Origin of the sequence: Paractinoplanes bogorensis (assembly GCF_018829635.1) — a bacterium.
GTDB classification, from domain to species: domain Bacteria; phylum Actinomycetota; class Actinomycetes; order Mycobacteriales; family Micromonosporaceae; genus Actinoplanes; species Actinoplanes bogorensis.
In genome coordinates, this window is record NZ_JAHKKG010000007.1 from 408867 (window position 1) to 421034 (window position 12168).

At 70.9% G+C, this 12168-nt stretch carries 14 protein-coding genes; 8 read left to right on the forward strand and 6 right to left on the reverse strand.

What is annotated here, in order from left to right; genetic code table 11:
• The first annotated feature begins 95 nt into the window (after window positions 1–95).
• The 5 genes from KOI35_RS24345 (at window position 96) to KOI35_RS24365 (ending at window position 2957) form a co-directional block, all read left to right on the forward strand.
• Window positions 96–1283: a mechanosensitive ion channel family protein gene (locus KOI35_RS24345; protein ID WP_215790360.1), complete on the forward strand. Its 1188-nt coding sequence runs from the start codon at window positions 96–98 to the stop codon at window positions 1281–1283.
• A 70-nt stretch (window positions 1284–1353) separates the two neighbouring features.
• Window positions 1354–1788: a phage holin family protein gene (locus tag KOI35_RS24350; RefSeq protein WP_215790362.1), complete on the forward strand. Its 435-nt coding sequence runs from the start codon at window positions 1354–1356 to the stop codon at window positions 1786–1788.
• Window positions 1785–2177, forward strand: coding sequence for a DUF3618 domain-containing protein (locus tag KOI35_RS24355; protein WP_215790364.1), 393 nt, complete (start codon window positions 1785–1787; stop codon window positions 2175–2177). The genes KOI35_RS24350 and KOI35_RS24355 overlap by 4 nt, the downstream gene beginning before the upstream one ends.
• Window positions 2174–2446: a DUF4235 domain-containing protein gene (locus KOI35_RS24360; RefSeq protein WP_215790366.1), complete on the forward strand. Its 273-nt coding sequence runs from the start codon at window positions 2174–2176 to the stop codon at window positions 2444–2446. Before KOI35_RS24355 ends, KOI35_RS24360 begins: the two co-directional genes overlap by 4 nt.
• Before the next feature lie 307 nt (window positions 2447–2753).
• Window positions 2754–2957 (forward strand): cold-shock protein, encoded by a 204-nt coding sequence (locus KOI35_RS24365; protein WP_011905669.1) that lies wholly within the window; start codon window positions 2754–2756, stop codon window positions 2955–2957.
• Between the two features lie 100 nt (window positions 2958–3057).
• Here the strand turns inward: KOI35_RS24365 and KOI35_RS24370 are convergent, their stop codons facing one another.
• Both KOI35_RS24370 and KOI35_RS24375 read right to left on the reverse strand, forming a co-directional pair.
• Window positions 3058–3303, reverse strand: coding sequence for a hypothetical protein (locus KOI35_RS24370; RefSeq protein ID WP_215790367.1), 246 nt, complete (start codon window positions 3301–3303; stop codon window positions 3058–3060).
• Window positions 3297–4274, reverse strand: coding sequence for an aldo/keto reductase (locus KOI35_RS24375; RefSeq protein WP_215790369.1), 978 nt, complete (start codon window positions 4272–4274; stop codon window positions 3297–3299). The genes KOI35_RS24370 and KOI35_RS24375 overlap by 7 nt, the downstream gene beginning before the upstream one ends.
• Window positions 4275–4341: 67 nt before the next feature.
• Between KOI35_RS24375 and KOI35_RS24380 the strand changes: the two genes are divergently transcribed.
• Together KOI35_RS24380 and KOI35_RS24385 are read left to right on the forward strand one after the other, a co-directional pair.
• Window positions 4342–5091 carry a methyltransferase domain-containing protein gene (locus KOI35_RS24380; RefSeq protein WP_215790370.1) on the forward strand — a complete coding sequence of 250 codons (750 nt, stop codon included), beginning with the start codon at window positions 4342–4344 and terminating at the stop codon, window positions 5089–5091.
• A gap of 13 nt (window positions 5092–5104) precedes the next feature.
• Window positions 5105–6139 carry an adenosine deaminase gene (locus KOI35_RS24385; RefSeq protein ID WP_215790372.1) on the forward strand — a complete coding sequence of 345 codons (1035 nt, stop codon included), beginning with the start codon at window positions 5105–5107 and terminating at the stop codon, window positions 6137–6139.
• Here KOI35_RS24385 and KOI35_RS24390 read toward each other — a convergent pair.
• From KOI35_RS24390 to KOI35_RS24405, 4 genes are all read right to left on the reverse strand, one after another.
• Window positions 6093–6251, reverse strand: coding sequence for a hypothetical protein (locus tag KOI35_RS24390; protein WP_215790373.1), 159 nt, complete (start codon window positions 6249–6251; stop codon window positions 6093–6095). The genes KOI35_RS24385 and KOI35_RS24390 overlap by 47 nt on opposite strands.
• A 15-nt stretch (window positions 6252–6266) precedes the next feature.
• Window positions 6267–8480, reverse strand: a complete 2214-nt coding sequence (locus tag KOI35_RS24395) for an RICIN domain-containing protein (RefSeq protein WP_246613649.1) — start codon at window positions 8478–8480, stop codon at window positions 6267–6269.
• 203 nt (window positions 8481–8683) lie between these two features.
• Window positions 8684–10066: a HAMP domain-containing sensor histidine kinase gene (locus KOI35_RS24400; protein WP_215790855.1), complete on the reverse strand. Its 1383-nt coding sequence runs from the start codon at window positions 10064–10066 to the stop codon at window positions 8684–8686.
• Between the two features lie 17 nt (window positions 10067–10083).
• Window positions 10084–10773, reverse strand: a complete 690-nt coding sequence (locus KOI35_RS24405) for a response regulator transcription factor (RefSeq protein ID WP_133875544.1) — start codon at window positions 10771–10773, stop codon at window positions 10084–10086.
• A 267-nt stretch (window positions 10774–11040) separates the two neighbouring features.
• Here KOI35_RS24405 and KOI35_RS24410 point away from each other — a divergent pair, with 267 nt between their 5' ends.
• Entirely contained in the window at window positions 11041–12168 is a 1128-nt protein-coding gene (locus KOI35_RS24410; RefSeq protein ID WP_215790374.1) for a GGDEF domain-containing protein, read from the forward strand.

Consider the following 12168-nt stretch of genomic DNA (forward strand, 5'->3'; position numbering starts at 1 on the left):
CCTCTGATCTTCGTGCGGGAAAGTTGCGGGTACCGGTGACCTGGGCAAGCTAGGTCGCTGGTACCCGCACCTTTTTCCTGCGAAGGAGAAGTTCCGTGCCCAGCACTGTGAAGGCCCTGCTCGCCGTGACCGTGGCGGTGGGGCTGGCGATCCTGGTGGTCGGCATCCTGCATCGGTTGCTCGGCCGGCTCGGCCGCAAATCGGATCTGGCGGCCGATCTCGCCCGTACGGCGCACAAACCGTTCCTGGCCACGATGATCCTGTTCGGCATACAGCAGGCCCTGCGGGTGGTCACCAACGACTTCCCCGGCCGCGATGCGGTGCTGCACGTCCTGGTCATCTGTTTCATCGCCGCGTTCGCCTGGCTGGTCGCGGCGTTCGTGCTGGTGCTGGAGGACGCCGCGCTCGCGCACTGGCGCACCGACGTCGAGAACAACCTGCGCCGCCGCCGCTTCAAGACCCAGCTCGTGATGATCCGCCGCCTGACCGTGGCCGCGATCGTCGTGCTCACCCTGGGCGTGGTGCTGATGACCTTCCCCGGCATCCGGGCCCTGGGCGCCAGCGTCCTGGCCTCGGCCGGCATCGTCAGTGTGATCGCCGCCCTGGCCGCCCAGAGCACCCTCGGCAACGTCTTCGCGGGCCTGCAGCTCGCGTTCAGCGACGCCGTCCGGGTCGACGACGTGGTGGTCGTCGAGGGGGAGTGGGGCCGCATCGAGGAGCTCACCCTCACCTACGTCGCCGTGCAGATCTGGGACGATCGCCGGCTGCTGCTGCCCACCTCGTACTTCACCTCGAAGCCGTTCCAGAACTGGACCCGGTCGAGTTCGGCCGTGCTCGGCACCGCCGAGGTCGACGTCGACTGGTCGACCGAGATCGAGCCGTTGCGGGCCGAGCTGCGGGCCACCTGCGAGGGGTCCGAGCTGTGGGACGGCCGGGTCTGCGTGCTCCAGGTGACCGAGGCGGTCGGCGGCATGGTGCGGCTGCGGGCCCTGGTCAGCGCGAGTGACGCACCGTCCCTGTGGGACCTGCGCTGCCTGGTCCGCGAGCGTCTGGTGACCTTCATCTGGGAGCACCAGCGCACCGCGCTGCCGCGGTATCGCGCCGACATGGCCAACGTGACGCGGTCGGTGGCCGATACCGTACGCCCGATACCGCGCCCCGAATCGGACGACGCTCGGATGTTCTCGGGCGGCAACGACGCCGACGAGCGCGCCGCAACCTTCGGGGGACCGGACGAACTCCACGATCCCGTGCCGGTTCCGGCTCGTGACAGCCGGTTCTAGTGTGTTCCTCGCAAGAGGATTGACTCTCTGGTGATCAGGGAATACACCGAGGCATGGAAGGGAGGACACCATGGCTGATGTTCTGAACGGCCGAACCCCGGGTAAAAGTGCCGATCAGTCCACCGCCGAGTTGGTCCAGCAGGCCAGCGAGCAGGTCAGCCGGCTCGTCCGTGACGAGATCGCCCTGGCCAAGGCCGAACTGGCCGAGAAGGGCAAGCACGCCGGCATAGGCATCGGCCTCTTCGCCGGTGGCGGCGTGTTCGCCATGTACGGCGTGGGTGCCCTCATTGCTACCCTGATCATCGTCTTCGACCTCTTCCTACCGCTCTGGCTGGCCGCCCTGATCATCACGGTCGCCATCTTCCTGATCGCCGGCATCCTCGCCCTGATCGGCAAGAACCAGGTGACCAAGGCCGTTCCCCCGGAACCCACGGCCGCCATCGAGAGCGTCAAGGCCGACGTCGACGAGGTCAAGCACGCGGTCCGGGAGCGGAGTCAGGCATGAGCGAGAAGAACGGATCGCCGGCCCCCAAGCCGACGATCGAGGAACTGCGCGCGAAGACCCAGCGCGACCGCGCGGAGCTCGGCGAGACCGTGCAGGCGCTGGCGGCCAAGGCCGACGTCAAGGCCCGGGCCAAGGAACAGGTCGAGCAGACCAGGCAGCGGGTCCGGGCGCAGGCGGTCGAGGCCACCGAGCGCGTCCGTGAGGCGGCCGCCGCCGCGGCGGGTGCGGTCTCGGGAAAGGCCCACGAGGTCGCCGACCAGACAACGATCAAGGTCAATGGGAACACCCGGGATCAGATACGGAACAGTCCGGTTCCGATTTCCTTGGTTTTCGCGGGAGTGGTGGCCGCGGTCGGCATCATTCTCATCCTTCGAGGGAGGCGCCGGTGAGCGGCAAGGTTTCGAAGCTGGCCTACAAGCCGGTCGGGTTGCTGCTCGGCATCGGCGCCGGTGCGGTCGCCGGCCTCGTATTCAAGGAGGTCTGGAAGCTGACCGCCGGAGACGACGATGCGCCGAACGCGACCGACGAGGATCGGGGCTGGGGCGAGATTCTCGCCGCGGCCGCCCTGCAAGGCGCGATCTTCGCACTCGTGAAGGCGGCCGTCGATCGCGGAGGCGCCGTCGGCGTACGGAAAATGACTGGTCAATGGCCTACGTGAAGTTAGGTTAACAGTGCAGGTCCCTCACCCTCGCGAGAGCGAAGTGGGGGACCTTTTCCGTATCTGCGGTCGTTTATTCGATTGGCTCCGGGGGCAGCTATTGGACCCTCTTTTCGGGTACAGTGTGCCCAGTTTTTGCGTACGTGGTTCGCTGCTTCCGCCCGATCGAGGGAAGCCGGTCACCAGCCGGGTCTCGCGACCGAGGGGATGGGACGTCCTCTGAAAGGCCGCCTCACGGCGCCGCTGCTCGAAAACGGTCATCGGCCCGGTATCACAAGGGTCGGCATTTTCAGAAGGAGAGTTCAGCATGGCGCAAGGAACCGTGAAGTGGTTCAACGCAGACAAGGGCTTCGGCTTCATCACCGTCGACGGCGGGGGTGCTGACGTGTTCGTCCACTTCTCGGCCATCCAGACGAGCGGCTACCGCACTCTGGAAGAGAACCAGCGGGTCGAGTTCGAGATCGCCCAGGGCCAGAAGGGCCCGCAGGCGGAGCAGGTTCGCCCGCTCTGAGTCACACGCCGGCCGAGAGGCCGGCCGCCGATCGCCTGGCGGAGGTCGGCTCTAGCGCAGAAACCCCCGCATCCTCATCGAGGGTGCGGGGGTTTTGTCATTAAAGAGCTTCCGCGCGCTTCGACCGCGACCGGAGTCGTTCGCCGAATATGATCAAAATCAGTCCCGCGATAGCCACGACCGGACCAATGACCGAGAAGAGCATGACCCCGCTCATCCGGCTGTCGGTGAGAATGTCGAAGCCCTGCAGTGTCCACAGAGCACCGACGACCGTGGCTAATACACCAAGGGCCATCGGAAGCCAACCTTTGAGCTGTTTCAAGGTCGGTGCCGGTTCGTTCACCATTTGTCATGCACCTGCGGGCGAATGAGGTCGTCGTAAACGGCGCGAACGGCCGTTCGAGCCTCGTCGGAGAGGGAAGGCAGCCCGGCCACGGCCGCGTTTCCGCGCGCCTGCCCGGGATTGCGGGCGCCCGGGATGACGACCGTGACGCCGGCCTGGTCGAGCACCCAGCGCAACGCGAACTGGGCCATCGTGAAGCCCCCGGGAACGAGCGGGCGCAGCCGCCGGACCGCCTCGAGCCCGGTCGCGAAGTCGACGCCCGAGAAGGTCTCGCCGACGTCGAACGCCTCGCCCTGCCGGTTGTAGTTGCGGTGGTCGTCGGCCGCGAACGTGGTGTGCTCGTCGTAGCGGCCGGAGAGCAGCCCGCTGGCCAGCGGCACCCGGGCGATGATGCCCACGCCGGCCTCGGCCGCGGCCGGCAGCACCCGCTCGAGCGGCTTGAGCCGGAACGCGTTGAGGATGATCTGCACGCTCGCGGTGCCCGGTCGCGCGATGGCGGCGAGCGCCTCGTCGACCTTTTCCACGCTCACGCCGTACGCGGAAATGCGCTTTTCCTGTACGAGCGTGTCGAGCGCGTCGTAGACATCGCCGGTCGAGAAGACCGGGGTGGGCGGGCAGTGCAGCTGCACCAGGTCGAGCGTGTCGACGCCCAGGTTGGCCCGCGACCGGTCGGTCCAGGCGCGGAAGTTGTCGAGGGTGTAGTTGCCCGGTTCCTGTGCCATCCGGCGGCCCATCTTGGTGGCCACGGTCAGCTCGGGGCGGCCCTTGATGAACGAGCCGATGATCTGCTCGCTGCGGCCGTCGCCGTAGACGTCGGCGGTGTCGATGAAGGTGACACCGGCCTCCACCGCGGCCTGCAGCGTCTCGTGCGCGTCGGACTCGCTGACGTCACCCCAGTCGGCGCCGAGCTGCCAGGCGCCGAGTCCGACCACGCCGACCGAGCGGCCCATCCTGCCGAATTCACGATTCTCCACGGCTGAAGACCCTACCCGCACGGTGTAGGGTGCTAACAAAACGTACGTACGGTTTGGGAGGACGCACATGTGGGATCCGGCCGTCTACCGCCGCTTCGGCAGCGAGCGCTCGCGCCCGTTCTTCGACCTGGTCAACCGGGTCGGCGCCGAGAAACCGCGGGCCGTCACCGATCTGGGCTGCGGTCCCGGCGACCTCACGCTGACGCTGGCCGAGCGCTGGCCCGGCGCCCGCCTCACCGGCCTCGACTCGTCGCCCGAGATGATCGACAAGGCGAACGCGCACGGCGGCCCCGCCGCGTTCCGGGTCGGCGACGTCCGCGAATGGCACCCCGGGCCCGACACCGACGTGCTGGTCACCAACGCCACCCTGCAGTGGGTGCCCGAGCATCGCGAGCTGCTCACCCGCTGGGCCCGCGAGCTTCCGCCCGGCGCCTGGATCGCCATGCAGGTGCCCGGCAACTTCGGCGCCCCGTCGCACGTGCTGCTGCGCGAGGTGGGGACGCGCTACGGCGTGGGGCACGTGCTGAGGGAGGCGCCGGTGGGCGACCCGGCCGACTACGCGGCCCTGATGAATGGGGCGGACGCGTGGGAGACCACCTATCTGCACCTGCTTCCGGCCGACGGAGACGACCATCCGGTGCTCCGCTGGATGGAGGGCACGGCGTTGCGGCCCGTCAAGGCGGCCCTGGACGAGAATGCTTGGCAGTCCTTCCGGGCCGACCTGGCCCGGGAGCTGTCCGGCGCCTACCCGGTGACCGGCGCGCACGTCGCGTTCCCGTTCCGCCGCATCTTCGTGGTGGCCCGGACCGCCGTCTGAAAGAAGGACCGAGATGGTGACCCCGTTCATCGCCGGACTGCCCAAGGCCGAGCTGCACGTCCACCACGTGGGCTCGGCCTCGCCGCGGATCGTGGCCGAGCTGGCCGCCCGGCACGAGGGCGCCTCCCCGGTGCCGGCCGACCCGGCCGCGCTGGCCGAGTACTTCGAGTTCAAGGACTTCGCGCACTTCGTCGACGTCTACCTGACCGTGGTCGACCTGATCCGCGACGACACCGACGTCCGCATGCTGACCTTCGAGGTCGCCCGCGAGCTGGCCCGCCAGCAGGTCCGTTACGCCGAGCTGACGGTCACGCCGTATTCGAGCGTCAAGCGGGGGATCCCGGCGCCCGCGTTCTGCGAGGCGATCGAGGACGCCCGCCGCGCGGCCGCGGCCGAGTTCGGCATCGAGCTGCGCTGGTGCTTCGACATCCCGGGCGAGGCCGGCCTGCCCGCGGCCGAGGAGACGCTGCGGATCGCGCTCGAGGAACGCCCCGACGGCCTGATCAGTTTCGGCCTGGGTGGTCCCGAGATCGGCGTACCGCGGCCGCAGTTCAAGCCGTATTTCGACAAGGCACGGGCGGCCGGGCTGCACAGCGCTCCGCACGCGGGCGAGACCACCGGGCCGCAGACCATCTGGGACGCCGTACGCGAACTGGGCGCCGAGCGGATCGGGCACGGCATCGCGGCCGCCCAGGATCCCGGGCTGATGGCCTACCTGGCCGAGCACCGGATCCCGCTCGAGGTCTGCCCGACCTCGAACGTGCGCACCCGCGCGGTCGCCGCCATCGAGGAGCACCCGCTGGCCGTGCTGGTCGGGGCGGGCGTGCCGGTCAGCATCGGCTCGGACGACCCGCCGATGTTCGGCACCACGCTCGAGCAGGAGTACGCGGTGGCCGCCCGGCTGCTCGACCTCGACGATCAGGGGATCGCCGGGCTGGCCCGCGCCTCGGTCGAGCAGAGCTTCCTCCCCGTGGAGGGTAAGGCCGCCCTGCTGGCCGAGATCAGCGAATACGTAGCGCGTACAGCGGGTCCTGCCACAGCGCGATGACCACGACGATGCCGATCGTCAGCACCGCGATGATTCGCACCAGCCGCCGTTTGTTCAACCGGGCCGGGCCCTCCTCGGGCTCGGTCCGGGGCCGATCCAGGGTGTCGCGCACAGCCTTGCCTCCCGCCTAGTCGGGTACCGCTGTCCAACTCTGGTAGCGCTGGTTGTTGCTGGTCTGCAGCACGAGCGTCCGGTGGGCGCCGTACCGCTGGTCGCCGACGCCGGCCACGAGACCGCCGTCGGTGGTGCGCAGCGTGAAGCCGTACGGCGAAGCCTGCAGTGTCCACTTCGCCACGTTGCCCGCGCTGCAGTCGCCCTGCACGAGCGGCGTGCCCGCGACCGCGTTGCCGTCCAGCGGTCCGATGCACTTGCCGGAGGCCCGCGAGACCAGTGTGTAGCTGTTGGCGCCGCCCGGCACGAGCTGCCACTGCTGCTGTTGGGCGTCGTCGTCGCTGCCGCTCAGGGTGACCGGCGTGTCGTCGGCCGAGCGGGCCGCGTAGAGGTCGGCGGCACCGCCGGTGAGCGCGTTGGTCAGCGTGAACCAGGAGTTCTGCGCGGGACGGGCCGCGGGCGCCGTCTCGGCCGTGGCCCGGGCGGTGTAGCGGGTGCCCGAGGTCACGGTGACCTTGAAGCTGCTGTCCGGCTTGAGCCCGATCAGGCGGGCCCGGGTCGCCTTGGTGGTGGCCACCGGCTTGCCGTCGACCGCGACCTCGTAGGTCGCCTTGGCCGAGGCCGCGCTCCAGGTGAGCCGCACCGAGCTGCTGGTCGCGTCGCGCACCTCGAGGAACGCCTGCACCGGCTCGGACTGCACGCCGTTGGCGGGCACCCGCGGCGGCGATGTGGTCTTGGCGGCGGCCACCGGCAGCTGCGGCAGGTCGCCCTCGCCGTCCGCCGTCGGGGCCGGTGCGGTGGGCTCGGCGCCCGGGTCGCCCGCGGTCGCCGACTCGCTCGGCGTGACGTCGGGCCCGGGCGGGGCGTCGCCGCCGCCGTCGGACTCGCCGGGCTCGGTCGCGGCCGGTGCGGGCTGGACGCTCGCGCTCGGGGTGGCCGCAGACGGGACCGCACCGGGCTCGGCGGTGGGCGCCGGCGCCCCGATCGCGTCGGGGATGTCGTCACCACCGTCGCTGCGCAGCAGGAACTCGCTCTGCGCGATGTTCCAGTTCTTGTCGAGATAGCTGCCCGGCTTCGGGTTGGTGTTGAAGTAGTCGTCCTTGCCGCAGTCGAGCCGCGTCTCGTGCTTGCGCGGGCAGACGTTGCGCACCGGCTTGCCCGAGCGGTCAGGGCCGCACAGCAGGTCGTATTCGTCGAGACAGCCGCCGGCGCCGCTCGAGTTGGGCGAGTCGATCAGCGTCGCCCCGAGCGTGTGGGTCAGCTCGTGGGCGGCCATGGCCGAGCTCCAGCAGCCCGCGTCGACCCGGCCGTAGGACGGGCCGCCGTTGTTGCGGTTGCCCAGGCCGGGCCGCTTGTCGGCGATGTAGGTGGCGATGCCGCAGTAGCGCTTGGCGTCGGCGAACATCAGGTATTTGCGGTCGGTGCGGTTGTAGCCGAGCTTCTGCAGCGCCGCGATGTTGCCGGCGAAGGAGGCCAGCGCGTCGGTGGGCAGCTGCACCTCGGTGACGTCGACCCGGCACTGCGGGGTGGTGACGAACCGGATGTGCCGGGAGCCGCCGGTCTCGGCCGCGCTCTCGTCGTAGATCTGGTCGACCCCGGCCGACCAGCGCCGGATCGAGCCGAGGAAGTCGCTGTATCGGCTCGGGGTGCCGTATTCGTGCAGATAGAGAACCTGGACCCGTTTTCCCGTACGCCCGTCACCCTCACAGGCCACGTCGTGCGCGCCCATGATGAAGTCGGCGTCACCGGGCGCCACATCGGGCACCAGCGCCGGGGCGTCGGCCGTGAGCGCGCTGCCACCCTCGTCACGGGCGATCTCGGCGTCGGACGGGGCGGCCGCCGCGGCCTCGCGGATCGGGGCCGTCGGCTCGGGCGACGTGGCGGTCACCGGGGTGACGGCGTCGCGCACCTTGAGGCCGGCCGGCGCCTGGTCGGGGCCGTGCGTGCAGGTCAGCCGGTCGAGCTCGTACGACCCGGCGCAGAGCGAGCCCGCCTTGGCCGGCTTGAGCCCGTCGTAGATCAGCCCCTGGTCGGGCTTGTCGGCCGGCAGCGAGGTGAGGGCGAGGTTGCGCGCGTCGGTGCCGGCGACGTTGTCGACCACGCTCGGGCCGACGACCCCGCCGATGCCGAGCAGGGCCAGACCCAGGCCCACCGGCAGCAACCGGTGCGGGCGCCGGGACACGGCCCGCCGGTGACCACGCTGGAGCGTCGGTCGGCGGTGCGCGGTCAAGACCTCTCCTTGCCTGGCGGGTGCGCGGTGGGAGGTGGTTATGGGGTGGCCACCTCTCACCGCGCGGGGGCTTCGCCGGATCGAACCGAAGGGGCGGGCGGGCGCCGAACCGGGAAGCCGGATGGGATCGGGGGGAACACTGCCAGCCCGGCTGCGCGAGCGGAACGCCTTTAATGCAGATCTAAGCAAGAACATGGCCCGGTTCACTCGGACCGGGCGGGCCGGCCGCCGCGTTCCCGGGCCAGGCGCCCCACGAGACCGAACCGGCTGGCCTGTTTCGGGGTCGCCTCGGCGTCCGACAGCAGCATGACCACGCTGGCACCGCCCAGAGCCGCCCGGTCCAGGCTGACCGAGCCACCCGCGGACTGCGCCGCGCGCCGGGCGATGTCGAGCCCGAGCCCGGTCGACCCCTGGTTGCTCTGGCCACGCTGCATTGCTTTCTCCGGATCTGGAATGCCGGGACCGGCGTCGTCGACACGCACCGCGACCCATCCGTCGCGCCGCGAGATGCCCACCTCGAACGCCGTGCCCTGGGGGGTGTAGCGGAACACATTACCCAGAATGGCGTCGAGCGCGGCAGCCAGTTCGGCCCTCGCCACGGGTACGGGAATGCGAACACTTGCCCCCGCCACCCGGTAGCTGCGGTTCTGGTCGCCGGCCAGCGCCGACCAGAACATCATCCGTTCCCGCACCACCTCGGCGGCGTCGCAGACCCCGGTCTCGGGCGCGGCCGCGACCTGGGCCCCGATCGCCTGCCGGGTGGTGTTGATCAGCTCGTTGACCTCGCCCTCGAGGGTGACGATGGCCTGCCGGATGCGCCGGATGCCGCGGCGCCGGTCGATCTCGTCGGCGTCCAGCTCGATGATCTGGGTGTCGTCCGGGTCGAGGGCCTCGGCGTCCAGGCGCAGCGCCGTCAGCGGCGTGCGCAGCCGGTGCGACAGGTCGGCGACCATCTCGCGCTCGCTGGTGCGCGAGGTCACCAGCCGGTCGGCCATCCGGTTGAAGGCATAGCCGGCCTCGGCCAGCTCGCGCGGGCCGGACGGCTGGATGCGTACGCCGAGGTCACCGCCGCCGACCGCCATGGCCGCCTGCACCAGACCGCGGGCCGAGTTCACCGCGCCGCGGGCCAGCCGGTCGACCACGATGACACTGCCCGCCACCAGCACCAGCGCGATGCCGAAGAGCAGCCACCAGTCGGTCGCGGTGCCCTCGTTGAGCTCGCTGTCGGGCACGAAGACCTCGACCACGGACGTACGCCCGGAGACGGTCACCGGTTCGAGCCGCACCAGCCCGCCGTCGACCTCCTGGGTCACGGTCGACCCGCTGGCGGCGGCGTGTCCCACCTCGTCGCTCGCGGCGCGGCCGCCGGCCGTCCCGCCGGGCGGATAGATCTTCACCCGGCCCTGGGTGCCGGCCGTGGCCGCGGCCAGGCCCTTGGCGCCGGCGCCGGCCGAGATCGCGCCGGCCGCCCGGGCGCTCTGTTGCGCTGCCGCGGTGAGAGCCTGCTCACGGTGGTCCTGGCGGAGTTCCCAGCCGAGCGGGATGAGGAAGGCGAGTGCGGCGACGGCGGTGGTCGTGGCGGTGATGTAGGCCAGGCGGGCCCTCAGTCCGGCGCCACCAACCGGAATCCGACCCCCCGCACGGTGCGCAGGTAGCGAGGCTTCGCCGCGGACTCGCCCAGTTTCCGGCGCAGCCAGTACAGATGAACGTCGATCGTCTGGTCCTCGCCGACCGATGGCTGTCGCCATACCTCCTCCAACAGCTCCCGTCGGGATACGACCCGGCCCGGGCGGGCGGCCAGGTATGCCAGCAGATCGAATTCCTTGCGGGTCAGCGCCAGCGGCTGCTCGGCCAGGGTGGCGCTGCGCTCGCCGATGTCGACCCGCAGCTCCCCGACCTCGTGCACGGCCGGCTGGGCCGTGCGGCTGGCCCGGCCCACGCGCCGCAGCACGGTGGCGATGCGGGCGTCCAGGTGGGCGCCGGTGAACGGCTTGACCATGTAGTCGTCGGCGCCGGCCCGCAGCAGGCGCACGACGGTCTGTTCGTCGTCGCGCGCGGTGGCGATGATGATCGGCACGTCGGTGATGCCCCGGAGCATGCGCAGCGCGTCCGAGCCGTCCAGGTCGGGCAGGCCGAGATCGAGCACGACGAGGTCGGGCGTCTCGGCGGCGACCCGCCGGAGTGCGTCGAGCGCCGTGCCGACGGCGTGCACGGCATGCCCCCGGTCGGCGAGCGATCGGAGCATGGCACCGCGCACGACGTGATCGTCCTCGACGAGCAACACCGTGGCCATGCGAAGAAGGTACTGCGCGTGGCAAGCTCGGCCTAACCGGTGATTCAGGGACACTCTTCGATCACGGAGCGTGGCCAAAGATGGGCCGTTGCGCCGATGCCGCCGGCGCTTCCGCCCGGTAACAGCCCGGTATTCGGCCGGGAACAACCGAACCGCTACCCCGGCCGGGCTCAGATGCTCCGGCGGCGGGCCGAATCAGCGGGCATGCCCCGGGCTAACAGTCTCTTCGTCGTTGCCGGCCTCGCCGTCGCCGCGAGCTGGTCCGTGATGCATCAGACCTGGATCGGATTCGTCCAGGCGGCGGTGATCGTGGCCGTGATGGTCATCGTCGTGCGCATGCTGGCCGGCCGGGACGCCGACCTGCGCGCGCTGCGCCGCTCGGTGGCCCGCGAGCAGGTGCTCAGCGAGGTGGGCACGGCGCTGATCCACACCTCCGACGTGGCCGAGGTGCACCGTCTCGCCGTCCGTGCGGCCGGCACCCTGCTGGCCGACCTCCCCGGCTCCCGTACGTCCGTCCTCGAGCACGGTCCCGAGGGTTTCACCGTCGTCGAGGCCGTCGGGGACAACGCCGGGGCCGTGCTGGGCCGCTCCATGCCGCCCGGCTCGATCCCGGACGAGGTGGTCACCCGGCTGCTGGCCGGCGACGTGGTCGTGGTCGCCGACCCCTCCGCGGCGGGCTTCACCCACATCGTGAAGGTGAACAGCCGCCCCTACACGCTGATGCCGCTGACCAACGGCGACCGGTTCCTCGGTGTGCTCTCGGTGAGCGCCGCGACCGAGCTGCCGGCCGAGGTGTTCCAGGCCCTGCAGGCGCTGCGCACCCAGGTGGCGCTCGCCCTGGCCAGTGCCGCACTGACAGCCGAGCTGACCGAGCGGGCCCTGCGTGACCCGCTGACCGGCCTCGGCAACCGGACGTTGCTGCGCGAGCGGCTCACCGGCGCCCTGGCCCGGGCCCGGCGTTCGGGCCGACCGGTCGGCGCCCTGCTGCTCGACCTGAACGGCTTCAAGCAGGTCAACGACGTGCACGGCCACAACGTGGGGGACCGGCTGCTGCAGACGGTGGCCGAGCGGCTGCACGAGTGCGTCCGCGCCGAGGACACCGTGGGCCGGCTCGGCGGTGACGAGTTCGTGGTGATCACCGAGGACCTGGCCTCGGCCCGGGACGCGATCGTGGTGGCCGAGCGGATCGTGGAGTCGCTCGACGAGGCCATCCCGGTCGGCGCCAAGCGGCTGCACACGCCGGCCAGCATCGGCGTCGCGCTGTCCCACAGCGACGTCGAGGGCCCGGACGAGCTGCTGCGGATGGCCGACACGGCGATGTACGAGGCCAAGCGCCGAGGTGGCGGCGGTTTCCACCTGCACGGCGCGCCCGAGGCGGTGCCCGTCCTGTCGTAG

Coding starts and splice junctions, on each gene's coding strand:
- KOI35_RS24385 (WP_215790372.1), top strand. CDS start 5,105: ATGGTGACCCCGTTCATCGCCGGACTGCCCAAGGCCGAGCTGCACGTC.
- KOI35_RS24350 (WP_215790362.1), top strand. CDS start 1,354: ATGGCTGATGTTCTGAACGGCCGAACCCCGGGTAAAAGTGCCGATCAG.
- KOI35_RS24405 (WP_133875544.1), bottom strand. CDS start 10,773: ATGGCCACGGTGTTGCTCGTCGAGGACGATCACGTCGTGCGCGGTGCC.
- KOI35_RS24365 (WP_011905669.1), top strand. CDS start 2,754: ATGGCGCAAGGAACCGTGAAGTGGTTCAACGCAGACAAGGGCTTCGGC.
- KOI35_RS24355 (WP_215790364.1), top strand. CDS start 1,785: ATGAGCGAGAAGAACGGATCGCCGGCCCCCAAGCCGACGATCGAGGAA.
- KOI35_RS24370 (WP_215790367.1), bottom strand. CDS start 3,303: ATGGTGAACGAACCGGCACCGACCTTGAAACAGCTCAAAGGTTGGCTT.
- KOI35_RS24380 (WP_215790370.1), top strand. CDS start 4,342: ATGTGGGATCCGGCCGTCTACCGCCGCTTCGGCAGCGAGCGCTCGCGC.
- KOI35_RS24410 (WP_215790374.1), top strand. CDS start 11,041: ATGCATCAGACCTGGATCGGATTCGTCCAGGCGGCGGTGATCGTGGCC.